The organism is Variovorax sp. YR752, assembly GCF_943372545.1.
The window spans coordinates 16608-42599 of the sequence record NZ_CALRZC010000011.1; the positions used below are offsets into that span (position 1 = coordinate 16608).

General features: G+C 68.3%; 22 protein-coding genes. 12 read left to right on the top strand and 10 right to left on the bottom strand.

The window, feature by feature from the left end; translation table 11 throughout:
* The first annotated feature begins 43 nt into the window (after positions 1-43).
* From AAG801_RS04135 to AAG801_RS04190, 12 genes are all read left to right on the top strand, one after another.
* Positions 44-1411: a glutamine synthetase family protein gene (locus AAG801_RS04135; protein ID WP_341887286.1), complete on the top strand. Its 1368-nt coding sequence runs from the start codon at positions 44-46 to the stop codon at positions 1409-1411.
* A gap of 25 nt (positions 1412-1436) precedes the next feature.
* Complete coding sequence (locus AAG801_RS04140) at positions 1437-2834, top strand: aspartate aminotransferase family protein (protein ID WP_341887287.1); 1398 nt, start codon at positions 1437-1439, stop codon at positions 2832-2834.
* Positions 2835-3005: 171 nt separating this feature from the next.
* Entirely contained in the window at positions 3006-4088 is a 1083-nt protein-coding gene (locus tag AAG801_RS04145; protein ID WP_341887338.1) for a polyamine ABC transporter substrate-binding protein, read from the top strand.
* A 22-nt stretch (positions 4089-4110) separates the two neighbouring features.
* Positions 4111-5226, top strand: a complete 1116-nt coding sequence (gene potA, locus AAG801_RS04150; RefSeq protein ID WP_341887288.1) for a polyamine ABC transporter ATP-binding protein — start codon at positions 4111-4113, stop codon at positions 5224-5226.
* Between the two features lie 7 nt (positions 5227-5233).
* Complete coding sequence (locus tag AAG801_RS04155; protein ID WP_341887289.1) at positions 5234-6166, top strand: ABC transporter permease subunit; 933 nt, start codon at positions 5234-5236, stop codon at positions 6164-6166.
* Positions 6163-7023 (top strand): ABC transporter permease subunit, encoded by an 861-nt coding sequence (locus tag AAG801_RS04160; RefSeq protein WP_341887290.1) that lies wholly within the window; start codon positions 6163-6165, stop codon positions 7021-7023. The genes AAG801_RS04155 and AAG801_RS04160 overlap by 4 nt, the downstream gene beginning before the upstream one ends.
* Before the next feature lie 55 nt (positions 7024-7078).
* The gene (locus AAG801_RS04165; protein WP_341887291.1) at positions 7079-8512 is read left to right on the top strand and encodes a DUF3138 family protein; all 1434 of its coding nucleotides are present in this window, start codon (positions 7079-7081) and stop codon (positions 8510-8512) included.
* 47 nt (positions 8513-8559) lie between these two features.
* Positions 8560-8931, top strand: a complete 372-nt coding sequence (locus AAG801_RS04170) for a cupin domain-containing protein (protein ID WP_341887292.1) — start codon at positions 8560-8562, stop codon at positions 8929-8931.
* Entirely contained in the window at positions 8928-10427 is a 1500-nt protein-coding gene (locus AAG801_RS04175; protein ID WP_341887293.1) for an aldehyde dehydrogenase, read from the top strand. The genes AAG801_RS04170 and AAG801_RS04175 overlap by 4 nt, the downstream gene beginning before the upstream one ends.
* A gap of 12 nt (positions 10428-10439) precedes the next feature.
* A complete protein-coding gene (gabT, locus tag AAG801_RS04180; RefSeq protein WP_341887294.1) occupies positions 10440-11717 on the top strand; it encodes a 4-aminobutyrate--2-oxoglutarate transaminase in 1278 nt (425 codons plus the stop codon).
* Positions 11714-13042 carry a type III glutamate--ammonia ligase gene (glnT, locus tag AAG801_RS04185; RefSeq protein ID WP_341887295.1) on the top strand — a complete coding sequence of 443 codons (1329 nt, stop codon included), beginning with the start codon at positions 11714-11716 and terminating at the stop codon, positions 13040-13042. Before gabT ends, glnT begins: the two co-directional genes overlap by 4 nt.
* 11 nt (positions 13043-13053) lie before the next feature.
* A complete protein-coding gene (locus tag AAG801_RS04190; protein ID WP_341887296.1) occupies positions 13054-13977 on the top strand; it encodes a DMT family transporter in 924 nt (307 codons plus the stop codon).
* A 6-nt stretch (positions 13978-13983) separates the two neighbouring features.
* Here the strand turns inward: AAG801_RS04190 and dusA are convergent, their stop codons facing one another.
* The 10 genes from dusA to infB all read right to left on the bottom strand — a co-directional run bounded on the left by dusA (position 13984) and on the right by infB (position 25964).
* Positions 13984-15006: a tRNA dihydrouridine(20/20a) synthase DusA gene (gene dusA / locus AAG801_RS04195; RefSeq protein WP_341887297.1), complete on the bottom strand. Its 1023-nt coding sequence runs from the start codon at positions 15004-15006 to the stop codon at positions 13984-13986.
* Positions 15007-15071: 65 nt separating this feature from the next.
* On the bottom strand, positions 15072-15407 hold the full coding sequence (locus AAG801_RS04200) for a hypothetical protein (protein WP_341887298.1): 336 nt from the start codon (positions 15405-15407) through the stop codon (positions 15072-15074).
* Between the two features lie 76 nt (positions 15408-15483).
* Positions 15484-16395 (bottom strand): alpha/beta fold hydrolase, encoded by a 912-nt coding sequence (locus AAG801_RS04205; RefSeq protein ID WP_341887299.1) that lies wholly within the window; start codon positions 16393-16395, stop codon positions 15484-15486.
* Positions 16395-17207 carry an alpha/beta hydrolase gene (locus tag AAG801_RS04210; protein WP_341887300.1) on the bottom strand — a complete coding sequence of 271 codons (813 nt, stop codon included), beginning with the start codon at positions 17205-17207 and terminating at the stop codon, positions 16395-16397. The genes AAG801_RS04205 and AAG801_RS04210 overlap by 1 nt, the downstream gene beginning before the upstream one ends.
* A 30-nt stretch (positions 17208-17237) precedes the next feature.
* Positions 17238-18902 (bottom strand): wax ester/triacylglycerol synthase family O-acyltransferase, encoded by a 1665-nt coding sequence (locus AAG801_RS04215; protein ID WP_341887301.1) that lies wholly within the window; start codon positions 18900-18902, stop codon positions 17238-17240.
* 93 nt (positions 18903-18995) lie between these two features.
* Positions 18996-19874 carry a DMT family transporter gene (locus AAG801_RS04220; RefSeq protein WP_341887339.1) on the bottom strand — a complete coding sequence of 293 codons (879 nt, stop codon included), beginning with the start codon at positions 19872-19874 and terminating at the stop codon, positions 18996-18998.
* Positions 19875-19890: 16 nt separating this feature from the next.
* Positions 19891-21711: a translational GTPase TypA gene (gene typA, locus AAG801_RS04225; RefSeq protein WP_341887302.1), complete on the bottom strand. Its 1821-nt coding sequence runs from the start codon at positions 21709-21711 to the stop codon at positions 19891-19893.
* Positions 21708-22670: a tRNA pseudouridine(55) synthase TruB gene (truB, locus tag AAG801_RS04230; RefSeq protein WP_341887303.1), complete on the bottom strand. Its 963-nt coding sequence runs from the start codon at positions 22668-22670 to the stop codon at positions 21708-21710. Before truB ends, typA begins: the two co-directional genes overlap by 4 nt.
* Before the next feature lies 1 nt (position 22671).
* Positions 22672-23037: a 30S ribosome-binding factor RbfA gene (gene rbfA, locus AAG801_RS04235; protein ID WP_341887304.1), complete on the bottom strand. Its 366-nt coding sequence runs from the start codon at positions 23035-23037 to the stop codon at positions 22672-22674.
* A gap of 68 nt (positions 23038-23105) precedes the next feature.
* Positions 23106-25964, bottom strand: coding sequence for a translation initiation factor IF-2 (infB, locus tag AAG801_RS04240; RefSeq protein ID WP_341887305.1), 2859 nt, complete (start codon positions 25962-25964; stop codon positions 23106-23108).
* Between the last annotated feature and the right edge of the window lie 28 nt (positions 25965-25992).

Consider the following 25992-nt stretch of genomic DNA (forward strand, 5'->3'; position numbering starts at 1 on the left):
CCGGCCACCAGCCGGATGCCGCGCAACAACTCTCAGGTGACACATGGTTGACAAGAAGAACTTCGGTTTTGCCGAACTGGAACATTGGCTCAATGAACGACGCGTGACGGAGATCGAGTGCCTCGTGCCCGACCTCACCGGCGTGGCGCGCGGCAAGATCCTGCCGCGCGAGAAGTTCACCGAGGACCGCGGCATGCGGCTGCCCGAGGCGATCGTCGCCATCGGGGTGACCGGCGAGTTCCCCGAGGAAGGCCCGTACTACGACGTCATCCACGCCACCGATCGCGACATGCACCTGCGCCCCGACCCGAGCACGGTGCGCATCGTGCCCTGGGCGACCGACCCGACCGCGCAGGTCATCCACGACTGCTTCGACCGCGATGGCAAGCTGATCCCCTACGCGCCGCGCTCGGTGCTGCGCCGCATCTGCGACCTCTACGCCGCCGAGGGCTGGAGCCCGGTCGTCGCGCCCGAGCTGGAGTTCTACCTGATCGAGCGCAACTCCGACCCGAACACGCCGCTGCGCCCGCCCAAGGGCCGCAGCGGCCGCGCGGAGACCTCGCGCCAGGCCTACTCGATCGACGCGGTCAACGAGTTCGACCCGCTGTTCGAGGACATCTACGCCTACTGCGAGCAGATGGAGCTCAACGTCGACACGCTGATCCACGAGGTCGGTGCCGGGCAGATGGAGATCAACTTCTTCCACGACCACCCGCTGGGCCTGGCCGACGAGGTGTTCTTCTTCAAGCGCACCATCCGCGAGACGGCGCTGCGCCACGAGATGTACGCCACCTTCATGGCCAAGCCGATGGCCGGTGAGCCCGGCAGTGCGATGCACGTGCACCAGAGCGTGCTCAACACGTCGACCGGCAAGAACATCTTCAGCAACGCCGACGGAACGCCCTCCAAGGAGTTCTACTGGTACATCGGCGGCCTGCAGAAGTACACGCCGGCGGCGATGGCGCTGTTCGCGCCCTACGTCAACTCGTACCGCCGGCTGGCGCGGTCGACGGCCGCGCCGATCAACATCCAGTGGGGCACCGACAACCGCACGGTGGGCATCCGCTCGCCGGTGGCCACGCCGGCGGCGCGGCGCATCGAGAACCGCGTGATCGGCGCCGACGCCAACCCCTACGTGGCGCTGGCCGCGACCCTGGCCTGCGGCTACCTGGGCATCAAGAACCGCATCGACCCGAGCAACGAGTGCAAGGGTGACGCCTATCTGTCCGAATACCAGTTGCCGCGCTCCTTGTCGGAGGCGCTGGGCTGGCTGGCCGACGAGAAGGACCTGCACGACGTGCTGGGCCGTGAATTCGTCACCGTGTATTCCGAGGTCAAGGAGATCGAGCACGACGAGTTCATGAAGGTGATCTCGCCGTGGGAGCGCGAGCATCTCTTGCTCCACGTTTGACCCGGACACGAGATTGGAGAAACGCATGAACGCCGTCCTCAACACCCCGCACACCCGCACCACCGCCGAATGGCAGGCAGCGGACTCCGCGCACTACCTGCATCCTTTCACCGACTTCAAGGGCCTGGCGAACAAGGGTTCGCGCGTCATCACGAAGGCCGACAACATCTACCTGTGGGACAGCGAGGGCAAGAAGATCCTCGACGCGATGTCCGGCCTGTGGTGCGTCAATGTCGGCTACGGCCGCCAGGAGCTGATCGACGCGGCGACGCGCCAGTTGAAGGAGCTGCCCTTCTACAACAGCTTCTTCCAGACCGCGACGCCGCCGGCGATCGAACTGGCCGAGCTGCTGGCCGAGGTCACGCCGTCGCAGTTCCAGCACGTCTTCTTCTCCGGCTCCGGCTCCGAGGGCAACGACACCGTGGTGCGCATGGTGCGCCGCTACTGGGACGTGCTCGGCCAGCCGCAGCGCAAGGTGATCATCAGCCGCAAGAACGCGTACCACGGCTCGACGATGGCCGGCGCCTCGCTGGGCGGCATGAGCGGCATGCACGAACAAGGGGGGCTGCCGATCCCCGATATCGTGCACATCGAGCAGCCGTTCTGGTTCGAACTGGGGCGTGACCAGTCTCGTGATGACTTCGGCCGCAAGGCCGCGGGCTGGCTGGAGGCGAAGATCCTCGAGATCGGCGCCGACAAGGTGGCTGCCTTCATCGGCGAGCCGATCCAGGGCGCGGGCGGCGTGATCGTGCCGCCGGCCACCTACTGGCCGGAGATCCAGAGGATCTGCGACAAGCACGGCATCCTGCTGGTCAGCGACGAGGTCATCACCGGCTTCGGCCGCACCGGCCAGTGGTTCGGCTGCGAGACCATGGGCAGCAAGCCCGACCTGATGACCTTCGCCAAGGGCGTGACATCGGGCTACATCCCGCTGGGCGGGGTGATGGTCGGCGAGCGCATCGCGCGTGTGCTGATCGACCAGGGTGGCGAGTTCAACCACGGCTACACCTACTCCGGCCACCCGGTGGCCTGCGCGGTGGCCATCGCCAACATCCGGCTGATCCAGCGGGAAGGCCTGGTCGAGCGGGTGCGCGAGGACGTCGGGCCCTATCTTGCCGAGCGTTTCGCCGAGCTGGCGCAGCACCCGCTCGTCGGTGAATCGCAGACCTGCGGGCTGATGGGCGCCCTGCAACTGGTCAAGGACAAGGCGTCGGGCACGACCTTCGACGGTGCGCTGGAGGTCGGCATGGTCTGCCGCGGCCACTGCTTCGGCAACGGCCTGATCATGCGCGCCGTCGGCGACCGCATGATCATCGCGCCGCCGCTGGTGATGACGCGCGCGCAGATCGACGAGATGGTGGCGCTGATCCGCAAGTGCCTGGACCTGACGCTGGCCGACCTGCGCACGCGCGGCTGGCTTTGATTCGCTTTGATCAGTGGCACGGGGTTTGCCTCTAGCGTCCCCACAGGCCCACTGGCTAGACTGCCCGGCAGCTCGTACACCAAACCGTATTCCAGCCTCGAACTCACCTCGACACGAAGGAAGTCCACCATGAAACGGATGCTCTGCACCCTCTCCTCTCTGACCTCGGCCATGCTGGCCGCCACGGCCCTGCTGTGGGGCCCGCCGGCCGCAGCGCAGGAAGAGGAGAAGGTGCTCAACGTCTACAACTGGTCCGACTACATCGCCGAAGACACGATCCGGAACTTCGAGAAAGAGACCGGCATCAAGGTCCGCTACGACAACTTCGACAACAACGAGATCGTCCACGCCAAGCTGGTGGCGGGCAAGACCGGCTACGACGTGGTCGTGCCGTCCTCGTACTGGGCCAAGGTGCAGGCCGACGGCGGCCTGCTGATGAAGCTGGACAAGGCCAGGATCCCCAACCTGAAGAACCTCGACCCGGCGCTGCAGGAACAGCTCGCCAAGCTCGACCCGGGCAACCAGTACCAGGTCAACTGGCTGTGGGGCTACACCACGGTAGGCATCAATGTCGACAAGGTCAAGGCGGCGCTCGGCAGCATGCCGATGCCCGACAACGCCTGGGACCTGATCTTCAAGCCCGAGTACATCTCCAAGCTGAAGGGCTGCGGCGTCAGCGTGCTCGACTCCGCCACCGAGGTCATCCCCGCCGCGCTGCACTACCTGGGCAAGCCGGCCTACTCGAAGAACCAGGCCGACTACTCCGGCGTCGCTCCGCTGCTCAAGTCGATCCGCCCGCACGTCACGCTGTTCAGCTCGTCGGGCTACATCAACGACATGGCCAACGGCTCGATCTGCCTGGCGCTGGGCTGGTCTGGCGACATCAACATCGCCCGCCAGCGCGCCATCGACGGCAAGACCGGCCAGAAGATCGAGGCGCTGATCCCGAAGACCGGCGGCGTGCTGTTCTTCGACGTGATGGTGATCCCGGCCGACGCGCCGCACCCGGGCAATGCGCACAAGTTCATCGACTTCATCCTGCGCCCCGAGGTGCATGCGAGCCTGACCAACAAGGTCTTCTACGCCAACCCGAACGCGGCCTCGAAGAAGTTCGTCAGGCCCGACGTGGCCAACAACCCGACGGTGTTCCCCAGCGCCGAGGACATGAAGAAGATGCAGGCACCGGACGCGCTGTCCAACGACATCCGCCGCACGATGACGCGCCTGTACACCAGCTTCAAGACCGGTCTCTGACAGCCGCGCCGAGGGAGGACACATGAGCGCGACGGCAGCACCGGCATTCCTGCAGATCCAGGACGTGGTGAAGGACTTCGGCGGCGGTGCCGTCGCGGTCAACCACGTCAGCCTGGAGATCGCCAAGGGCGAGATCTTCGCGCTGCTCGGCTCGTCCGGCTGCGGCAAGACGACACTGCTGCGCATGCTCGCGGGCTTCGAGACACCGACGTCCGGGCGCATCCTGCTCAACGGGCAGGACCTCGCGGCGATGCCGCCCTACGAGTGCCCGATCAACATGATGTTCCAGAGCTACGCGCTCTTCCCGCACCTGACGGTGTGGGAGAACATCGCCTTCGGCCTGCGCCGCGAAGGCATGGCCAAGGACAAGATCGTCGAACGGGTCGAGTCCATGCTCAAGCTGGTGCAACTCGGCAAGCTGGCCAAGCGCAAGCCGCACCAGCTCTCCGGCGGACAGCAGCAGCGCGTGGCGCTGGCGCGCAGCCTGGCCAAGCGGCCGCAGCTGCTGCTGCTCGACGAACCGCTCGGCGCGCTCGACAAGAAGCTGCGCGAGGAAACGCAGATCGAGCTGGTCAACATCATCGAGGAGGTCGGCGTGACCTGCGTGATGGTGACGCACGACCAGGAAGAGGCCATGACCATGGCCTCGCGCATCGCCATCATGAGCGAGGGCAAGGTGTTGCAGGTCGGCGCGCCGGCCGACATCTACGAGACGCCGGCGACACGCTTCGTCGCCGACTTCATCGGCAACGTGAACCTGATGGAAGGCACGCTGGCCGAAGACGAGGCCGACCACTGCGTGGTCGACTGCGAGGACCTGAAGCACTACGTCGGCCATGGCATCACCGGCACGCAGGGCATGCCGGTGACGGTGGCAGTGCGGCCGGAGAAGATCCATCTCTCCCCCCACCCGCCGGCCGACCCCGATCATGGCCCCGGCTTCAACCGCGCCAAGGGCGTGGTGAAGAACCTGTCCTACTTCGGCAGCTTCACGGTCTACCACCTCGAGCTGCCCTCGGGCCGCGTGCTGAAGATCAGCCAGAACAACACCCAGCGCCACCCGGAGCACGAGCTCACCTGGGGCAGCGAGGCGTGGGCGCATTGGTCGCGCCAGTCACAAGTGGTGCTGACGCAGTGAGGCGCGCATGCTGAAGCTTCGCGCCCTGCTCGCCTGGCTGGCCCGCGGTCGCACCGCGGTGATCGGGCTGCCCTACCTGTGGCTGCTGCTGTTCTTCCTGTTCCCGTTCCTGATCGTGCTGAAGATCAGCGTCTCCGAGGTGGAGGGCGTGATCTTCAAGGACGTGCTGACGATCAAGGAAGGCGTGCTGGCGCTGACGCTGAAGCTGTCGAACTACGTCTTCATCACGCAGGACGACCTCTACTTCACGACCTACCTGTCGAGCATCAAGTACGCGGCCGTCACCACGGCGCTGTGCCTGGCCATCGGCTACCCCTTCGCGTACTTCATGGCGCGCGCCAAGGCAACGTTGCAGCCGGCGTTGCTGATGCTGGTGATGCTGCCCTTCTGGACCTCCTTCCTGCTGCGCGTCTACGCCTGGAAGGGCCTGCTGACCGAGCACGGCTGGGTGTCCGAACTGCTGATCTTCCTGAAGGTCGACCACCTGCTGCTGGCCGCCGGCGTCATCCCGGCGCTGGGCAAGTTCATGAACTCGCCGTTCTCGCTGGTTCTGGGCATGGTCTACACCTACCTGCCCTTCATGATCCTGCCGCTGTACGGCAACCTGGCGAAGATGGACCTGCGCCTGCTCGAGGCGGCCTCCGACCTCGGCGCCACGCCCTGGGTGGCGTTCTGGAAGGTCACGGTGCCGCTGTCCAAGGCCGGCATCATCGCCGGCTCGATGCTGGTGTTCATTCCCTGCATCGGCGAGTTCGTCATCCCCGAACTGCTCGGCGGGCCGCAGACGCTGATGATCGGCCGCGTGCTGTGGGACGAGTTCTTCAGCAACAACGACTGGCCGATGGCCTCGACCGTGGCGGTGGTGATGATCCTGCTGATCCTGGTGCCCTTGGCCATCTTCAACCGCTACCAGGCGCAGGCCCAGGAGCAGCGGCGATGAGCGGCGGCAAGACGCTGTTCGGCGCCGGCTTCGCCAAGGGCTTCTCGAAGGCCTGGCTGGCGGCCGGCTACGTGTTCCTCTACCTGCCGATCGTCGCGCTGGTCATCTATTCCTTCAACGACTCGCCGATCCCCAACGTCTGGGCCGGCTTCACGCTGAAGTGGTATGCCGGCCTGCCGGCCGACCGCGAGATGATCTCCGGCCTGTGGCTGAGCCTGCAGATCGCCTTCTTCACCGCCTGCGGTTCGGTGGTGCTGGGCACGCTGGCCGCGTTCGCGCTGGTCAAGTACAAGCGCTTCACCGGCCGCACGATGTTCACCGGCATGGTCAACGCGCCGCTGGTCATGCCCGAGGTGATCATCGGCCTGTCGCTGCTGCTGATGCTGGTGTCGGTGCAGCGCCTGCTCGGCTTCCCCGAACGCGGCATGCTGACCATCTGGATCGGCCACCTGCTGCTGGGCATGGCCTACGCGACCGTCGTCGTGCAGGCGCGACTTCAGGACCTGAACCCGCAACTCGAGGAGGCGGCGATGGACCTCGGCGCGCGGCCGCACCAGGTGTTCTACCTGGTGACGCTGCCGATGATCGCGCAGTCGCTGATGTCGGCCTGGCTGCTGACCTTCACGCTCTCGCTCGACGACGTGGTGCTCTCCGCCTTCCTGTCAGGCCCGGGCTCGACGACGATGCCGCTGGTCATCTTCTCTCGCGCCCGCCTCGGGTTGAACCCGAGCGTGAACGCGGTGGCCACCATCATCGTGCTGGTGGTCTCGGTGGGCGTGGTGCTCGCCAGCCTGGCCATCGCCCGCGCCGAGCGCAAGCGTGCCCAGGAACTCGCCGCGGCCGCGCGCGGCGGCTGAGCGCCCGGCAAGAAACATTGATGCTGAAACGATTGACCAAAACGAGGAGAACCCGATGAACTTCCGGCAACCCACCGCCCTCGCGCAGGCCGCCCTGCTCGCCCTCGGCGCGACGCTGGCCAGCGGCGCCGCCGCGCAGTCGACCGCCGACCTGATCAAGGAGATCCAGGAGCTCAAGAAGCGCGTGACCGAGCTCGAGGGCAAGCAGAAGACCGGTGAGGCCGCCAAACCGGCCGCCGGCCAGTGGGGCATGACGCCCGAGCAGGCCGCCGAGTTCAACCGCATCTCGGTGAAGACCGAGGCCACCGAAGACAACCTCGAGCTGTGGGGCCTGAAGGGCCTGACCATCTCCGGCTACATGGACGTGGCCTACATCTTCAACCGCGGCCAGAAGCGCTCCGGCTTCCAGTTCCTCAATTCGCAGGGCGACGGCTTCTTCTACGACACCTCCTACATCGGTTCGGCGTCGATCGACTTCACGAAGGAAACCGACAGCGGTTCGCGCTTCAAGCTGACGCTGTCGCCCAACCGCGGCGCCGGTGCGGCGACCTCCGGCGGCACGAACATCGTGCAGGAGGCCTCGGTGTCGGTGCCCTTGACCGATCTGCAGACGCGCTTCATCGCCGGCCAGATCCCCGACTGGTCGGGCTACGAGTACCAGCAGCCGACGCTGAACCCGTTCATCACCCACAACCTGCTGTTCGACTTCACGCTGCCGACCACCTACACCGGCGCGGGCATCGACTACACCACCGGCAAGTGGTGGATGCGCGGCCTGGTGGCCAACGTCAACGAGAACATCGGCAAGCAGGGCGAGCGCCAGCCGGTGCTGGTCTACCGCGTCGACTACTCGAAGGGCGAGTACGACGGCTTTGGCTTCGCCGGGCTGCACGGCAAGACGACCAACTTCAACCTCTGCCGCGATGCGGACTGCACGCAGTACCGCAAGACGATGACCCACCTGTTCGAGATCGACGGGTACTACATCCGCGGCGACCTGACACTGCAGGGCCAGCTGTCGCTCGGCCAGCAGAAGCAGGCGGCGATCATGCCGGACGCCAGCGGCGACTTCCCGGACTCGAAGTGGTTCGGCCTGTCGGGCCTGGTCGGCTACTACATCGATCCGCGCCTGCAACTGCTGGCGCGCGCCGACTACATCAAGAACAACGAGGCCGGCGGCGGCCTGTTCGGCTACACCGGCTACTGGGATGCCTTCGGCATCGACGGCGGCTATGGCGACTACCGCAACGGCATCGGCCCCAACCCCGGCCTGGGCTGCGACATCGACCCGACCACCGCCGACTGCGACAAGGGGGCCAACCGCTACGCACTGTCCTTCGGCATGAAGTACGCGTTCAACACGAACACCACCTTCAAGCTCGAGTACCGCCGCGACGGCGCGAACGTGCCGGTGTTCTACGACGTGAAGTCGGGCACCTACAAGAAGAGCAACGACCTGCTCGGCGCCTCGGTGGTGCTGAGCTTCTGATGCGGGACGGAGCCCGCTGCGGCGGGCTCCAGGTCGACATGAACGCCGTGAACTCTCCGCCCGCCCTGCGGCTCGAAGCGCAGGGGCCGGGCGAAGCGTCGCCCATCCGCGCCGAACGGCTGCGCGAAGGCGATCCCCAGCCGCGGGCGTGGAACGGCTACACCGATGCCACCGGCCAGTTCTTCGCCGGTCAGTGGGCGGCGGGGCCGGGCCGCTGGGAGGTGGTCTACGAACCGCACGAAGAAGAGTTCTGCGTGCTGCTCGAAGGCGAAGTCCGCCTGACCGACGGCGCGGGCCTCGCCCAGCACTACCGCGCCGGCGATGCCTTCGTCGTGCCCGGCGGTTTCCGCGGCGAATGGTGCAACCTGACGCCGGTGCGCAAGCACTACGCGATCATGCTTCTGAAGGAATCGACATGAACAAGCCTGCCCCCGACTGGCATGCCGCCGCCTCCGCGCTGCGCATCGACGGCCGCGCGGTGATCGCCGGCCAGCGCGTCGCCGCTGCCAGCGGCGAGACCTTCGCCAAGACCTCGCCGATCGACGGGCGCTCGCTCGCCGACGTCGCGCGGGGGCGCAGCGCGGACATCGATGCCGCCGTCGCCGCCGCCCGCGCAGCCTTCGCCGATACGCGCTGGGCCGGCCAGTCGCCGGCCGCACGCAAGAAGGTGCTGCAGCGCTTCGCCGAGAAGATCCTCGCCGCCAAGGAGGAACTGGCGCTGCTCGAGTCGCTCGACATGGGCAAGCCGGTGCAGTACAGCCTGGCGGTGGACGTCGGCGCGACCGCGCGCACCATCGCCTGGTACGCGGAAGCTGTCGACAAGATCTACGACGAGATCGCCCCGACGGCGGCGAGCGCACTCGCGCTGATCACCCGCGAGCCGATGGGCGTGATCGGCGCGGTGGTGCCCTGGAACTACCCGATGATCATGGCCGCCTGGAAGCTGGGGCCGGCGCTGGCCGCCGGCAACAGCGTGGTGCTCAAGCCCAGTGAGAAGAGCCCGCTGACGGCGCTGCGCCTGGCCGAGCTGGCCGTCGACGCCGGCCTGCCACCGGGTGTGTTCAACGTCGTGCCGGGCTACGGCCACGAGGCCGGTGAGGCGCTGGCGCTGCACATGGACGTCGACGCGATCGGCTTCACCGGCAGCACGCGAGTGGGCCGCAAGATGCTCGAGTACGCCGGGCGCAGCAACCTCAAGCGCGTCTACAACGAACTCGGCGGCAAGTCGGCCTTCGTGGTGTTCGACGACTTCGAGGACATCGCGCGCGCCGCGAAGACCGTCGCCGGCAGCATGTTCTTCAACCAGGGCGAGAGCTGCAACGCGCCGTCGCGCGTGTTCGTGCACGAGAAGGTGGCTGACGAGTTTCTCGCGATCGTCGGCGCCGAGGCGCCCAAGTACGCGCCGGGCGACCCGCTGTCCGGCTCGGCCGAGATGGGCGCGCTGGTCGACGAGACACAGATGCGCACCGTGCTCGGCTACATCGATGCCGGCAGCACCGAGGGCGCCACGCTGGTCACCGGCGGCCGACGATCACGCAGCGAGACCGGCGGCTTCTACGTCGAGCCGACGGTGTTCGCCGGCGTGCGCAATGACATGAAGATCGCCCGCGAGGAGATCTTCGGCCCGGTGATGAGCGTGATCCGCTTCGCCACCGAAGCCGAGGCTGTCGCGCTGGCCAACGACTCGTCGTACGGCCTGCAGGCCAGCGTGTGGAGCCACAACGTCAACCGTGCGCACCGCGTGGCGCGCCAGCTGCGCGCCGGCACCGTGCACGTCAACCAGTACGACGAGGACGACATCACCGTGCCCTTCGGCGGCTACAAGCAGAGCGGCAACGGCCGCGACAAGTCGCTGCACGCCTTCGACAAGTACACCGAGCTGAAGACCACCTGGCTGCGCATCGACGCGGCCTGAGGAGAGCAGACCATGAACCATTCCCTGAATGAACAACTGATGGCCCGCAAGGCCGCGGCCACGCCGCGCGGCGTGGGCGTGATGGGCACCTTCTTCGCCGACCGTGCCGACAACGCCGAGCTGTGGGACGTCGAAGGCCGGCGCTTCATCGACTTCGCCGGTGGCATCGCGGTGATGAACAGCGGCCACGGCCACCCGAAGGTGATCGCCGCCATCGAGGCGCAGCTGAAGAAATTCACCCACACCTGCTACCAGGTGGTGCCCTACGAGAGCTACATCGCGCTGGCCGAGAAGCTCAACGCGCTGACGCCGGGCGATCACGCCAAGAAGACGGCCCTGTTCTCGACCGGCGCCGAAGCGGTGGAGAACGCGATCAAGATCGCACGTTCCTACACCAAGCGCAGCGGCGTGATCGCCTTCGGCGGCGCCTTCCACGGCCGCAGCCTGTTCGCGGTGTCGCTGACCGGCAAGGTGGTGCCCTACAAGCTCGGCTTCGGCCCCTTCCCGCCGGAGATCTACCACGCGCCCTTCCCCTGCCACTGCGCCAACCTGGCGGAAGTGAAGAAGGCGGTGCACGGCATCTTCAAGGCCGACATCGAGCCGAGCCGCGTCGCGGCCATCATCTTCGAGCCGGTGCAGGGCGAAGGCGGCTTCAACGTCATCCAGGCGGAAGCGGTGCAGTGGCTGCGCCAGCTCTGTGACGAGCACGGCATCGTGCTGATCGCCGACGAGATCCAGACCGGCTTCGGCCGCACCGGCAAGATGTTCGCGATGGAGCACTTCGGCGTGGTGCCCGACCTGATGACCATCGCCAAGAGCCTGGCCGGTGGTGTGCCGCTGTCGGCGGTGTCGGGCAAGGCCGAGATCATGGACGCGCCAGCGCCCGGTGGCCTGGGCGGCACCTACGCCGGCAACCCGCTGGCCATCGCCGCGGCGCACGCGATCATCGACGTGATGCGCGACGAGAAGCTGCCCGAGCGCGGCGCGGCGCTGGGCGAGCAGCTCAAGGGCGTGCTCGAGGCCATGCGCAAGGAAGTGCCGCAGATCGCCGACGTGCGCGGCCTCGGCGCAATGGTCGCGGTCGAGTTCAACCAGCCCGGCGGCGAAGAGCCCGATGCCGACTTCACGAAGAAGGTGCAGGCCGAGGCGCTCAAGCGCAACCTGATCCTGCTGACCTGCGGCGTCAACGCGAACGTGGTGCGCTTCCTGTTCCCGCTGAGCATCCAGCAGCCGGTGTTCGACGAGGCGATGGAGATCCTGAAAGCCTCGCTGCGGGCTGCGGTCGCGTGAGCGGTCCGCCGAATGTTGACACCCTGCGCGAGTCGCTGGCGGCGCAGGGCGTGCACACGCTGATCGCGCAGTTCACCGACCTGCACGGTGTCGCCAAGGGCAAGTACGTTCCGCTCGACCAGCTGCGTACGCTGGTCGAGACCGGCGCCGGTTTCTCCGGTCCGTCGATCGCCGGCACCGGCCTGCCGCGCATGGGCCCGCGCTCGGAGTACTACGGCCGCGGCGACATGGCGACCGCGCGCGCCCTGCCCTGGATGCCCGGCTACGCGCGGCTGGCCTGCGACGGCTTCGTCGCCGGCCAGCCCTTCGACGGCTGCCCGCGCCAGGTGCTGCGCCGCCAGGTCGCGCGGCTGGCCGAGCGTGGCTGGACGCTGCAGACCGGCATCGAGCCGGAGTTCTTCCTGCTGCGCCGCACCGAGCGCGGCTTCGCGCCGGCCGATGCGCAGGACCGGCTCGACAAGCCCTCCTACGACCTCAAGAGCCTGCCGCGGCGGCGCGAGTTCCTGCACGAGCTGGCCACCGGCCTGCAGGCCTGCGGGCTGCACGTGTTCCAGATCGACCACGAGGACGCGCACGGCCAGTACGAACTGAACTTCCTGCATGCCGAAGCACTCACGAGCGCCGACCACCTGATGCTGTTCAAGCTCGCCGCGCACACGCTGGCCGAGCAGCACGGGCTGGTGTTCTCGATGATGCCCAAGCCCTTCGCCAACCAGCCGGGCAGCGGCATGCACTTCCATGTCTCGCTGTGGAGCGGCGAGCGCTGCCTGTTCGATGGGCCGGAGGGTGACACCACGATGCGCCACTTCATCGGCGGCGTGCTGGCGCACTCGGCCGGCCTGGCCGCGCTGGCCGCGCCGACGGTGAACTCCTACAAGCGGCTGGTGGTCGGCGAATCGCTGTCCGGCACGAGCTGGGCGCCGGCCTATGTCGCGCACGGGCCGAACAACCGCACCGCACTGGTCCGCACACTGGCCGGGCGATTCGAGTGGCGGCTGCCGGACGCTTCGGCGAATCCCTACCTCGCCACCGCCGGGCTGATCGCCGCCGGACTGGACGGCATCGCCAAGCGCACCGACCCCGGCCCTTCCTGCACGGACGACCTGTTCGAGCAGCCGCTCGCGGCCCTGCGCGCGCGCGGCATCGGCGTGCTGCCGCAGAGCCTGGGCGAGGCGGTCGAAGCCCTGCAGGCCGACACGGTGCTGTGCGAGGCACTCGGCATCACGCTGGCGCAGGAGTTCATCGAGGCCAAGCGCGCCGAGTGGATCGCCTATGCGCGCCACGTCAGCGACTGGGAGATGCAGCACTACGGCGACCTGTTCTAATCCGCGCCTCGATGACGTCCCCGAGCGCGACTGCGTTGGTCCATCCCGTTCCCTGGCTGTCCTACTTCTGCCTCGCCTCCGGCATGGCGCTGGTGGGCAGCTACGTCGGCCTGTCGAAGATCCTGGTGCTGGTGCTGCCGATCTTCCTGCTCGCCTGGCTGCGCTTCGGCATCGCGGCGGTGGCGATGGCCGGCTGGGTGAGGCGCCAGCCGGGCGAAGCGCCGCTGAGCCCGCACGACCGCAAGCTGCTGTTCCTCGAGTCCTTCTTCGGCAACTTCCTGTTCTCGGTGTGCATGCTGTTCGGCGTGGCGCGCACCTCGGCGCTGGCGGCCGGCGTGATCATGGCGGCGATTCCCGCCGTGGTGGCGATCCTCTCGCGCCTCATCCTCAAGGAACGCATCGCGCCGCGTGTGGCCATCGGCATTGCCTGTGCGGTGGGCGGCATCGCGCTGGTCTCGTTCGGCAAGAATTCCAGTGGCGACATGGGCGGCTTGGTCGGCAACCTGCTGCTGCTCGGCGCGGTGACCTGCGAGGCGATCTACGTGGTGATCGGCAAGCAGCTCACCGGCAACGTCTCGCCCAAGCGCATCAGCGCGCTGATCAACCTGTGGGGGCTGTTGCTGGTCACGCCGCTGGGCCTCTGGCAGGCACTGAGCTTCGATTTCGGCACCGTCAGTGCCGGCCACTGGTGGCTGCTGATCTTCTATTCGCTGGCCGCCAGCATGGTCACGGTGTGGCTGTGGATGACCGGTCTCAAGCATGTGCCGGCCTCGCAGGCCGGTGTGTTCACCGTGATGCTGCCGGTGGCGGCCGCGGCCACCGGCATTGTCTTCCTGGGTGAACGCTTCAGCCCCGCACAGGCCGGCGCCTTCGCGCTGGCGCTGGCCGGCGTGGTGCTGGCCACCTGGCCGTCGCGCCGCGCCGAGATTCGCTGAACCGGATCAGGCGGCTGCTTCGGCCGCCAACGGGTGGCGCCGCGCCTGCGTGGCCAGACCGGCCACGGCCGAGGGCGGCAATGTCTTCAGCTTGTGGTCCGACCACACCTGCCGCCAGCGCCGCGCCCCCGGCTGGCCGTTCCACAAGCCGAGCATGTGGCGAGCGACGCGCGACCAGGGCTCGCCTTCGCTCACTTCGCGCTCCATGTACTCGACCATCGCCGCCTCGACCTGCTCGCGGCTGCGTTCCACCGCCTCGGCGCCGAGGAAGCGTGCGTCCCATTCGGCGAGCAGCCAGGGGTGGTGGTAGGCCTCGCGGCCGACCATCACACCCTGCACGCCCTCGGCGAAGAGCGCCTCGATCTGCGCGTTGCTGGCCACGCCGCCGTTGAGCGCGAAGCGCAGCGCCGGGAAGTCGCGCTGCAGCCGTTGCACGAACTCGTAGCGCAGCGGCGGCACTTCGCGGTTTTCCTTCGGGCTCAGGCCCTGCAGCCAGGCATTGCGCGCGTGCACGATGAAGACCTCGCAACCCGCCGCCGCCACCGTGCCGACGAAGTCGCGCACGAAGTCGTAGCTCTCGATGCGGTCGATGCCGATGCGGTGCTTGACCGTCACCGGGATCGCCACCGCGTCGCGCATCGCCTTCACGCAGTCGGCCACCAGCTGCGGCTCGGCCATCAGGCAGGCGCCGAAGGCACCGCGCTGCACACGCTCGCTCGGGCAGCCGCAGTTGAGGTTGACCTCGTCGTAACCCCATTGCACGGCCAGCTTCGCGCAGTGGGCGAGATCGTCGGGCTCGCTGCCGCCGAGCTGCAGCGCCAGCGGGTGCTCCTCGTCGTTGTAGTCGAGGTGGCGCGGCACGTCACCGTGCAGCAGCGCGCCGGTGGTCACCATCTCGGTGTACAGGCGCGTGCGATGCGTCAGCAGGCGGTGGAAGTAGCGGCAGTGCAGATCGGTCCAGTCCATCATCGGCGCGACGGACAGGCGCCAGGCAGAGGCGGACGGATCGTGAGTCGGAGTCGGGTTCAAGACAGGCGGGTCGGTTCTCGCTGGACCCGCATTGTCTCAGCGCGCAAGGATCGGCGCCGGTCTGGTCAGCGCCGCTCCCAGTAACCTGGGCGCTGGCGCCAGCCGGGGCCTTCGCGCCGCCACTCCGGTGCATGCCAGCGCTGGCCGGGCGCGGGAGGCGATGCCCAGCGACCGCCGTTCCAGACATGCCGGCCGCCGTGCCAGCCCCAGTAGCCGTTGAGCCAGATCTGGCCGACCACGGGCGGCGCGCCGTAGTACTCGACCTGTGGCGGCGGCGGCGCGACAGGCACCGCCTCGCCGTAGCCATAGCCGTAGTACGGCGCCGGCGCGACGACACAACCGCCCAGCATCAGCAGTCCGGCGGCGAGCAGCAAGCCACTGCGCAGAGTTCGGGACGACATGGCGTGCTCCTTGGCGGGGTGTTCCCACCGCAACAACGCCATCGGGACGGTGTAGGTGCACCCGGCGGCGCCGGCTTTACCTGGGTGACACAGTCGGTGATGTTCGGGCCCGGTCGGCCGCCGAGCGGATGCCCGCGGCGAAGCGCGGCCACAGCGGCTGCGGCAGGTCGTGGCCCATGCCGTCGATGAAGTCGCCCTGCGCGCCGGCGATGTGGCGCATCAGGTCATGCCCGGCCGCGACCGGCACCAGCGGATCGGCGACGCCATGAATCACCTGCACCGGCTGCGTGATGCGCGCCAGCAGCGGCGTGCGGTCGCCATCGGCCAGGATGGCGGCAAGCTGCCGCGCTGTCGCTGCCGGCCGGTAGGCGCGCGTCACCGAGGCCCCCAGCCGCTCGCGCAGCAGCGCCGGATCGGGCCGGTACGCGGGGCTGCCGATCACGCCGTACAGGCCCACGAAGTGCTCGATGACGCTGTCGAGGTTCTTCGAATTGCGTGGCCGCGACATCATCGCCAGCCGCACCTTGAGGGCCGGCTGCGGCAGGTGGCGCGCGCCCGAGGTGGTCATGATCAGCGTCAGGCTGCGCACCCGCTGCGGATGCCGCACCGCCAGGTGCTGCGCAACCATGCCGCCCATCGACGCGCCGCAGACATGCGCGCTGGGGAGGCCCATCGCCTCGATCAGCGCGGCGGTGTCGTCGGCGAGGTCGGCGAGCCGGTACGGGCTCGTCACCGGCATGCCCAGCGTGTAGCGCATCGCGGCGGCAGGCAGGTTGGGCACGCCGAGCTGGTCGAAACGCTGCGACAGGCCGACGTCGCGGTTGTCGAAGCGGATGACGCGGAAGCCTCCAGCCACCAGCTGGTCGACCAGGCCGTCGGGCCAGGCGATCAGTTGCATGCCCAGCCCCATGATCATCACCAGTGGCTCGCCCGACGGCGGGCCGCGGTCGTCGACTTCGAGCGAGATGCCGTTGGCCGAAATCTGCATCAGGCGGCGCGTTGCTCGTGGTGGGCGGTGCGGAAGAACCAGCGCCGTGCGCCGTGCGGTTCGAAGGGCTTCCAGTGGCCGGCCGGTTGCGCGAGGCGATCGGCAATCGCGTACAGCGCCAGCGGGTTCATACCCATGCCGACGTGGCTGGCGTGGACTTCGATGTTCTCGGCCAGCGGGCTGGGTGCAACCACGCTGCAGCGCCAGGAGACGATGCCGTCGGTGCGTGACCAGACCGAGGTGGTCGGCACCGGCGGCTCCTGGCGGATCTGCTCGATCAGCTTCTGATCGTGCACCGACTGGCCGCTGACCAGTTCGAAGAAGCGCCACGCATTCGTCGCGCGCGGGTGGCCGGTGAAGGGCGTGCCCAGCGTGATGACGCAGCGCACATGGTCGGGCAGTTCCTTGGCGAGTTCACGCGCATAGATGCCGCCCAGGCTCCAGCCGATCAGGCTGACCTTGCGCGCGTGCGAACGGAACAGCCGCTGCACATCGCTGTTCGAGCGCTCGAGCACGCCATGGCGCGGCCCGAAGTTGAAGCCCTGGCCCCAGGGGTGCGTCACGTAGCCGAGTTGATCGAGGAAGCGGCGCAGCGGGCCGGTGGTGAAGTCGTTGGCACCGAGGCCGGGAAAGACCAGCACCGGGTGGCCGTCGCCGCGCGGCAGCTTGCGCAGCCAGGGTGTCGCCGCAAGCATGGCCGCGTATTCCCACGGCGCCCTGCCCTCCATCGCCAGCAGCAGCGCATTCGGTGCGCGCAGGTCCTCGGCATGGAAGCCGTGGTGGTGGCGAAGATCGGGGGGCGTTCGGGGCATGCGTGACGACGCGAAAGGACTCAGGTCATGTTAGCGGCTGGCCCGCTTGGCCGGTGGAGCGCTTGCCCTAGTCGTGCGTGTCGCCTTCGGGACAGGTTTGGCGGCTTTCTTCGCAGGCGTCTTCTTCACAGGCGTCTTCTTCGCGGGCACCTTCGTGGCGGGCGTCTTCTTGGCTGCGGCCGGGCGCTTCGCCACCTTCCTGGCCGGCGGCACCGCAGGAGGTTCTGCTGCCGGTGTCGGCGCCAGGCCCTTGAACTCCTCGAACGCGGTCTCGATCTGCGCCGCGAACTCGGCCACTTCGGGCATGGCTTCGGCGCAGGCCATGATGCCGATGTCGAGCGACTCGTTGTAGGTCTGCACCGTGATGTTCAGCGCCACGCCGTGCACCACGATCGACGCCGGGTAGTTGGTCAGCATCTTCGCGCCGGCCATGTACAGCGGCACGGTCGGCCCCGGTACGTTGGAGATCACCAGGTTGGCCACCGGTGGAATGCGGTCGGCCACGCCGGCGCGGCCGTAGATGGCGGTCAGGCCCTCCATCAGCCAGGGCACGCCGAGCGACGGGAAGTCGGTCGGCAGCAGGCTCTTGACGCTGCCGATGGTCGCCTTCATCGAGGCGCTCGCCGCCATCACGTGCGCCAGGCGCTTGCCCGGGTCGGCCAGGTGCGTGCCCAGGCTGATCAGGCTCATCGAGGCCTGGTTGTTCGATGCCGTGTCGCCCTTGGCGCGCAGCGAGATCGGCACCGCCGCGACCAGCGACTTGCGCGGCAGCGGCCCGTGCTTGGCAAAGTGGCGTCGCAGCGCGCCTGCGCAGACGAACATCACGGCGTCGTTCAGGCTTGCGTGATGGCGGCGCCGCACCGCATGGAGTTCGGCCAGTGGCAGGCTGACGGTAGCGAAGGCGCGTGTGTCCGAGACGGTGGCGTTCAGCCGCGTCCGCGGCGCCAGGCCGAGGTTGCTGACGCTCTTCGACACCTTCGCGCCCTCGCCCTTGACGCGCGACCACACCGCAGCCGCCGTCTCGCCGAGGGCCCCGCCGGCCGTCTGCGCTGCCACCTGCGAGATCGCACCGACCGCGGAGGGAATCGCCTTGACCAGGCTGCCGAGCTGCTCTAGCTGGTTCGACAGCGCGCCGCGCAGCATCTCCGTCAGTGCCAGCTGGCCCTTGCGCTCGCGCGAGGGACGCGCCTCGATCGTGCGCGGTTCGGGGCCGAGGTCGAGGATGGCCTGGGCCAGCGCCACCGCTGCCTGTCCGTCGACCGCTGCATGGTGAAGCTGCGTGTACAGCGCATAGCGCTTCTCGCCGTCGGGCCCGGGTGCAAGTCCGTCGAAGACATGGAACTTCCACAGCGGCCGGCTGCGGTCGAGCAGCACCGGGTGCAGCGCGCCGACCTGCGCCTCCAGCTCGGCCAGGCCACTGCCTGCGGGCAGCGTGATGCCGACGATGTGTTCCTCGAGATCGGGCTCGGCATCGACCCAGGCCGGTGCCGCCAGATTGAGCGGCATCCAGGCCAGCTTGCGGCGCAGGGCTGGTGCCAGCGGCAGGCGTGCCGCCATGTGCGCTCGCATGTCGGCGAGGAAGTCACCACGGTACGTGCGCGGCAGCTCGAACTGATGCAGCGCGCCGACGTGCATCGGCATCTCGGCGGTCTCCAGGTAGAGGAAACTCGCGTCCAGCCCGGACAACTGCTTCATCGTTCGCTCCCTGCGGTGGTCGCGGCCATGCTAAGCCGCTGGCGGCACTGCGCGCTGAGGGGAAGCCCTGTCCGCCGCGTTGCGGGAGCAGGCTCAGTTGCGGCGCTCGCGCAGCGCCAGCAGCTCGTTGCCGGCCAGGGCGCCGAGCACCAGCAGGCCACCGCTCAGCACCGTCGCAGCCGGTGCCTCGTTCGCGCCGAGCCAGGCCCACAGCACGCCGAACACCACCTCGAGCAGGCCGAGCAGCGAGATCTCGGGCGCCGACAACGAGCGCGCCACGTTGACCGCCAGCAGACAGGGAATCGCCAGCTGCACCGTGCCGAGCAGCGCCAGCAGCGCGAGGTCACGCAACGTCGCCTCGAACGGGAACGAGGGCAGCAGCGTGACCAGTGCCGACAGCAGCGCGCCGATCAGCACCGCGGGCAGCATGTCCTGCTGCGCGGCACTGCGGTTGTGCTGGATCAGCGTCCAGTTGACCGCTGCGGCGATCGGCACGCACAGCGCCACCAGCATGCCCACCAGGTGACGGGCGTCGCTGCCACCGACCTCGCGGGCGTACATCCAGGCGATGCCGGCGCCGGCCACGACGATCGCGGCCCAGGTGCGCGCGGCCAGCCGATGGCCGAGCGCGAAACGCGCCATCAGCGCGGTAAAGAGCGGGCCGAGCGCCATCGTGACCAGCACGTTGGCCACCGTGGTCAGCGTCAGCGCCATCATGAAGGCGGTGTACATCACCGCCCAGCACAGGCCGGACAGCCACAGCGTGCGCCCGCCGGTGCGGATGGCATGGGCCAGCGGTTTCGGCCCGCGCAGCCACGACAGCAGCACGACCAGCGCGACGCCGTTGAACAGGCTGCGCCAGAACGTCACCTCGAAGCCGCGGGCGGCCTCGAAGTGGCGCGAGACCACGCCGGCGATGCTCCACATCAGCGTCGCCGCGACCATCGTCAGCACCGCGCGGCGGTGCGTCATCGGCATGGGCAGCGCCTTACGTTGCTTCGCGGCTGGCGCGCTTGCGGTCGTGTTCCTTCAGGTGCCGCTTGCGGATGCGGATCGACTTCGGCGTGATCTCGACCAGCTCGTCGTCGGCGATGAACTCGACCGCGTACTCGAGCGTGAGGATGATCGGCGGCGTGATCTTGATCGCGTCTTCCTTGCCGGAGACGCGGAAGTTGGTCAGCTGCTTTCCGCGCACCGCGTTGACGACCAGGTCGTTGTCGCGGCTGTGGATGCCGATCACCATGCCTTCGTACAGCGGGTCGCCCGCCTTCACGAACATGCGGCCGCGGTCGTCTAGCTTGCCCAGCGAGTAGGTCACCGCCTCGCCGTCGTCCTGGCTGATCAGCACGCCGTTCTTGCGCCCTTCGATGTCGCCCTTGAAGGGCTCGTAGCCGTCGAAGATGTTGCTGATCAGGCCGGTGCCGCGCGTCAGGTTGAGGAACTCGTTCTGGAAGCCGATCAGGCCGCGCGCCGGGATGCGGTATTCCAGTCGCACGCGGCCCATGCCGTCCGGCTCCATGTTGATCAGCTCGGCCTTGCGCTCGCCCAGCGCCTGCATGACGGCGCCCTGGTGCTGGTCTTCCACGTCGGCGGTGACCATCTCGATCGGCTCGTGGCGCTCGCCATTCACTTCATGGAAGACCACGCGCGGCTTGCTGACGGCCAGCTCGTAGCCCTCGCGGCGCATGTTCTCCAGCAGGATGGTCAGGTGCAGTTCGCCGCGGCCGGAGACCTCGAAGATGCCGTCCTCGTCGGTCTCCTTGACCTTCAGCGCGACGTTGCTCTGCAGCTCGCGCTGAAGCCGGTCCCACAGCTGGCGGCTGGTGACGAACTTGCCTTCGCGGCCAGCCAGCGGGCTGGTGTTGACGCAGAAGTTCATCGTCAGCGTCGGTTCGTCGACCTTCAGCATCGGCAGCGGCACCGGGCGCTCCGGGTCGGTCAGCGTCACGCCGATGCCGATGTTCTCGATGCCGTTGATCAGCACGATGTCGCCCGGGCCGGCCTCGGTGGCCTGCTTGCGCTCCAGGCCTTCGAACTTCAGCACCTGGTTGACGCGTGCGGTGAAGGGCGTGCTGTCCGGGCCGCTGTAGACGGCGACGTTCTGCATCGGCTTGAGCGTGCCCTGGTTGACGCGCCCGATGCCGATGCGGCCGACGTAGCTGGAGTAGTCCAGCGAGCAGATCTGCAGCTGCAGCGGTGCATCGGCGTCGCCCTCGTGCGCCGGCACGTGCTGCAGGATGGCGTCGAACAGCGGCGCCAGGTCGGTGCCGGTCTCGCCCTGCTTGAGCGTTGCCCAGCCGTTCAGGCCGGAGGCGAAGATGACCGGGAAGTCGAGCTGCTCTTCCGTGGCGTGCAGCTTGTCGAACAGCTCGAAGGTGGCGTTGATGACGTAGTCGGGCCGTGCGCCGGGGCGGTCGACCTTGTTGACCACGACGATGGGCTTCAGGCCCAGGGCCAGCGCCTTCTTGGTGACGAAGCGGGTCTGCGGCATCGGGCCCTCGACCGCGTCGACCAGCAGCAGCACCGAGTCGACCATCGACAGCACGCGCTCGACCTCGCCGCCGAAGTCGGCGTGGCCCGGGGTGTCGACGATGTTGACGTGCGTGCCCTTCCACTCGACGGCGCAGTTCTTCGCCAGGATGGTGATGCCGCGCTCGCGCTCGAGGTCGTTGCTGTCCATCACGCGCTCGGCGACCTTCTCGTTCTCGCGGAAGGTGCCGGACTGGCGCAGCAGCTGGTCGACGAGCGTGGTCTTGCCGTGGTCGACGTGGGCGATGATGGCGATGTTGCGGATCTGGCGGGTGGTCATGCGGTTCTCTCTGTTCGATCGTTCACAACAAGGCCTTGCACCTCGGTCGGGCTGAGCAGCCTGGTGGAAATCAGTTCGCCGGCGACGATGTGGCCGGCGCCGAGGAAGGCCTTGGGTTCGGGGCCGAAGACGCGCACCTGCTGCGCATCGGCCAGTGCGAGGCGGCGGCGCATGCCGGCGAGGAAGCGCGCGGCATTCTCGGCATCGAGGCGCACGAGCGGGCAATCGGCCAGCAGTGCATCGGCACTCAGCAGTTGCGCGTCGCGCTGCGCTTCGTCCATCGCTTCCAGCGCATCGAGCGTCACGGCCTGGTCCAGCGTCAGTGCACCCGAGCCGGTGCGCCGCAGCGCCGCGAGATGCGCGCCACAGCCCAGCGCCTCGCCGATGTCCTCGGCCAGCGTGCGGATGTAGGTGCCCTTGCTGCAGCGAACGTCGAGCGTCCAGCGATCATGATCACCATCGACGATGTCGATCGCGTGAATGGTCACGCGGCGCGGTTCGCGCTCGACCTCGACGCCGGCACGCGCGTACTCGTACAGCGCCTTGCCCTCGTGCTTGAGCGCCGAGTGCATCGGCGGCACCTGCTCGATCTCGCCGCTGAAGCGCTCGCAGGCGGTGCGCAGCGCCTCGCGCGTCACGTTCACCGGGCGCGTGACGAGCACCTCGCCTTCGAGGTCACCGCCGCGGCGCGTCTGGCCGAGTTGCAGCGTCGCGAGGTAGCGCTTGTCGGCGTCGAGGCTGGCCTGCGAGAACTTGGTGGCGGCGCCGAAGCACAGCGGCAGCAGGCCGCTGGCCAGTGGGTCCAGCGTGCCGGTGTGGCCGGCCTTCTCGGCGCGGTAGAGGCGCTTGGCCTTCTGCAACGCATCGTTGCTCGACAGGCCGACCGGCTTGTCGAGCAGCAGCACGCCGTGCACGGCACGACGCGGGATGCGAGGGCGTTGCGGCCGGGTGTCGCTCACGTCAGTCGTCTTTCGCGCGCGTCGCGTTGGCCTGGCTGATCAGCAGGTTCAGTTCGGCGGCACGCTCGGTGGTGCGGTCGAAGTGGAAATGCAGCGTCGGCACGGTGTGGATCTGCAGGCGCTTGAACAGGCCGTTGCGCAGGAAGCCGGCGGCCTCGTTCAGCGCGACTTCGCACTCCTGGGGATCACCCACGAGCAGCGAGAAGAACACCTTGGCGTGGGCGTAGTCCGCCGACACCTCGACCGCGTGCAGCGTGACCATGCCGATGCGCGGATCCTTCAGCTCGCGGATCAACTCGGCCAGGTCGCGCTGGATCTGGTCGGCGATGCGGAAGCCGCGGTTGGGGATAGATCGCTTGTGTCGCATGGTCTGCTCCTAAATGCGAACCCCGCCTTCTTTTGGAAGGCGGGGCGCGGGACGAGGCCGGGACCGCCTTACAGCGTTCGGGCCACTTCCTTGACCTCGAAGACCTCGAGCTGGTCGCCTTCCTTGAAGTCGTTGTAGTTCTTCAGCTTGATGCCGCACTCGAAGCCTTCCTTGACCTCGCGCACGTCGTCCTTCAGCCGTCGAACCGACTCGATCTCGCCGGTGTAGACCACCACGTTCTCGCGCAGCAGTCGGAAGCGCGCACCGCGGCGCACCAGACCGGAGGTGACCATCGAGCCGGCCACCGTGCCGATCTTGGAGGCGACGAACACCTGGCGGATCTCGGCGGTGCCGATCAGCTCTTCGCGCTGCTCCGGCGCCAGCATGCCGGTCATCGCCGCCTTCACCTCGTCGACTGCGTCGTAGATGATGTTGTAGTAGCGGATGTCGACGCCGTTGTTCTCGGCCAGCTTGCGCGCGCCGGCGTCGGCGCGTGTGTTGAAGCCGATGATGATGGCCTTGGAGGCGATCGCCAGGTTGACGTCGGACTCGCTGATGCCGCCGACCGCCGCATGCACCACCTGCACCTTGACCTCGTCGGTCGAGAGCTTGAGCAGCGACTGCGCCAGCGCTTCCTGCGAACCCTGCACGTCGGCCTTGATGATCAGCGCCAGGGTCTGGGCGCTGCCCTGGCCCATCTGCTCCATCATGTTCTCGAGGTTGGCGGCCTGGCGCTTGGCCAGCTTGACGTCGCGATACTTGCCCTGGCGGAACGTGGCGATCTCGCGCGCACGCCGCTCGTCGGCCAGCACCATGAACTCGTCGCCAGCCTGCGGCACCTCGGTCAGGCCCTGGATCTCCACCGGGATGGAAGGTCCGGCCTCGGTGGTCGGCTTGCCGTCCTCGTCGAGCATGGCGCGCACGCGGCCATAGCTCGAACCGGCGAGCACCACGTCGCCACGCTTGAGCGTGCCGGACTGCACCAGGATGGTCGCCACCGGTCCGCGGCCCTTGTCGAGCTGCGCTTCGATGACCAGGCCCTTGGCCGGTGCGTCCTTGGCTGCCTTGAGCTCCAGCACCTCGGCCTGCAGCAGCACCTGCTCGAGCAGGTTGTCGATGCCCTGGCCGGTCTTGGCCGACACCGGCACGAACGGCGAATCGCCGCCGAAGTCTTCCGGCACGACCTCTTCGGCCACCAGCTCGCTCTTCAGGCGCTCGACGTTGGCCTCAGGCTTGTCGATCTTGTTCATCGCCACGACGATGGGCACCTTGGCCGCCTTCGCGTGGTGGATGGCTTCCTTGGTCTGCGGCATCACGCCGTCGTCGGCCGCCACCACCAGGATGACGATGTCGGTGGCCTTGGCGCCGCGCGCACGCATCGCGGTGAACGCGGCGTGGCCCGGGGTGTCGAGGAAGGTGATCATGCCGCGCGGCGTCTCGACGTGGTACGCGCCGATGTGCTGCGTGATGCCGCCCGCCTCGCCCGCGGCGACGCGGCTGGTGCGGATGTAGTCGAGCAGCGAGGTCTTGCCGTGGTCGACGTGGCCCATCACGGTGACCACCGGCGCACGCGTCGTTTCCTCGTGCTCCTGCTCGGCCTGCTCCTCCTCGAGGAAGGCTTCCGGGTCGTCCAGCTTGGCGGCGAAGGCCTTGTGGCCCATCTCCTCGACGACGATCATCGCCGTCTCCTGGTCGAGCTGCTGGTTAATGGTGACCATCTGGCCCAGCTTCATCATCTGCTTGATGACCTCGGAGGCCTTCACCGACATCTTGTGCGCCAGGTCGGCCACCGAGATGGTTTCGGGGATGTGCACTTCCTGGGTCTGCTGCGCGGCCGGTGCGACGAAGGTCGATTGCGAACCATCGCTGCGATCGCCTCGGCGGCCGCCGCGCGGCGCGCGCCAGCCGGCGCGGGCGCCGCCCGCAGCGCCGTCGCTGCGGCCCTTGAGAGCGGTGCGCTTCTTGGCCGCGTCGTCAGCCCAGCTCGACGACAGCTTCTCGGACTTGACCGACTTCTTGTCGCCCGGCTTGGCGGCGCCAGCGGTCGTGGTAGTGGTCGGCGCACCCGGTGCGCCGGCCTTCTTGTGGATCGTGCCCTTGATCTCGGTGGCCGGTTTGGCCGGCTCCTCGGGCTTCTTCGCGACGAGCACCTTCTTGGGCGCATTCATCATCTCGCGGATCGCCCGGGCCTCGTCCTCGGCGGCCTTGCGGCGCTTGGCGAGGTCGGCAGCGCGCTGCGCTTCCTCGTTGACGACGTCGGCGGCCTTGATGACACGCAGCACCGGCTTCGGCGGCTCGGCGGGTGCGGCCGGCGGTGCAGGCGGCGCCTCGGCGGCCGCGGCGGCCGCGGCGGCCTTGGTCGCGCTCTTCGGCTCCGGCTTGGCGGCGGCAGCAGCCAGGGCCGCAGCCGCTTCCTCGGCGGCCTTGCGCGCAGCTTCGGCCGCACGGGCCTCGGCCGCTTCGCGGTCGCGCTTTTCCTGTTCCTCGCGCAGGCGGCGCTTCTCGGCCAGGTCTTCCTCCTGGCGGCGCAGCAACTCGGCCTGGGCGCGCGCTTCTTCCTCGCGGCGCTGCAATTCGGCCTCGTCGATCACCGGCACGGCCGGCTCCTCGACCGCCGGCGCGTCGTCGCGCTTGACGAAGGTGCGCTTCTTGCGGACCTCGACCTGGATGGTGCGCGCCTTGCCGCTCGCATCGGCCTGCTTGATCTCGCTGGTCGACTTGCGCGTCAGGGTGATCTTCTTGCGCTCGCCCCCGCCGGCGGTGCCGTGCGAGGTGCGCAGGAAGTCGAGCAGGCGTTCCTTGTCCGACTCGCTGAGCGTGTCGTCCGCCGAGGCCTTCTTGACGCCGGCCGACTGCAGCTGCTCGAGCAGCGCCGCGGCCGGGCGATTGAGCTCGGCGGCGAGTTGGGCGACGGTTGTCGAAGCCATTGTTGAATCCTTGCTTGGTCTAGCTCTG

Bases quoted from the DNA above. Each gene is read 5' to 3' on its own strand.
- AAG801_RS04205 (WP_341887299.1), bottom strand. From the start codon at position 16,395: ATGCAGATTTCGGCCAACGGCATCTCGCTCGAAGTCGACGACCGCGGC.
- AAG801_RS04140 (WP_341887287.1), top strand. From the start codon at position 1,437: ATGAACGCCGTCCTCAACACCCCGCACACCCGCACCACCGCCGAATGG.
- AAG801_RS04220 (WP_341887339.1), bottom strand. From the start codon at position 19,874: ATGACGCACCGCCGCGCGGTGCTGACGATGGTCGCGGCGACGCTGATG.
- AAG801_RS04135 (WP_341887286.1), top strand. From the start codon at position 44: ATGGTTGACAAGAAGAACTTCGGTTTTGCCGAACTGGAACATTGGCTC.
- AAG801_RS04145 (WP_341887338.1), top strand. From the start codon at position 3,006: ATGCTGGCCGCCACGGCCCTGCTGTGGGGCCCGCCGGCCGCAGCGCAG.
- rbfA (WP_341887304.1), bottom strand. From the start codon at position 23,037: ATGCGACACAAGCGATCTATCCCCAACCGCGGCTTCCGCATCGCCGAC.
- AAG801_RS04190 (WP_341887296.1), top strand. From the start codon at position 13,054: ATGACGTCCCCGAGCGCGACTGCGTTGGTCCATCCCGTTCCCTGGCTG.
- infB (WP_341887305.1), bottom strand. From the start codon at position 25,964: ATGGCTTCGACAACCGTCGCCCAACTCGCCGCCGAGCTCAATCGCCCG.
- AAG801_RS04155 (WP_341887289.1), top strand. From the start codon at position 5,234: ATGCTGAAGCTTCGCGCCCTGCTCGCCTGGCTGGCCCGCGGTCGCACC.
- AAG801_RS04215 (WP_341887301.1), bottom strand. From the start codon at position 18,902: ATGAAGCAGTTGTCCGGGCTGGACGCGAGTTTCCTCTACCTGGAGACC.
- AAG801_RS04165 (WP_341887291.1), top strand. From the start codon at position 7,079: ATGAACTTCCGGCAACCCACCGCCCTCGCGCAGGCCGCCCTGCTCGCC.
- AAG801_RS04175 (WP_341887293.1), top strand. From the start codon at position 8,928: ATGAACAAGCCTGCCCCCGACTGGCATGCCGCCGCCTCCGCGCTGCGC.
- gabT (WP_341887294.1), top strand. From the start codon at position 10,440: ATGAACCATTCCCTGAATGAACAACTGATGGCCCGCAAGGCCGCGGCC.
- AAG801_RS04160 (WP_341887290.1), top strand. From the start codon at position 6,163: ATGAGCGGCGGCAAGACGCTGTTCGGCGCCGGCTTCGCCAAGGGCTTC.
- typA (WP_341887302.1), bottom strand. From the start codon at position 21,711: ATGACCACCCGCCAGATCCGCAACATCGCCATCATCGCCCACGTCGAC.
- AAG801_RS04200 (WP_341887298.1), bottom strand. From the start codon at position 15,407: ATGTCGTCCCGAACTCTGCGCAGTGGCTTGCTGCTCGCCGCCGGACTG.
- potA (WP_341887288.1), top strand. From the start codon at position 4,111: ATGAGCGCGACGGCAGCACCGGCATTCCTGCAGATCCAGGACGTGGTG.
- AAG801_RS04210 (WP_341887300.1), bottom strand. From the start codon at position 17,207: ATGCCCCGAACGCCCCCCGATCTTCGCCACCACCACGGCTTCCATGCC.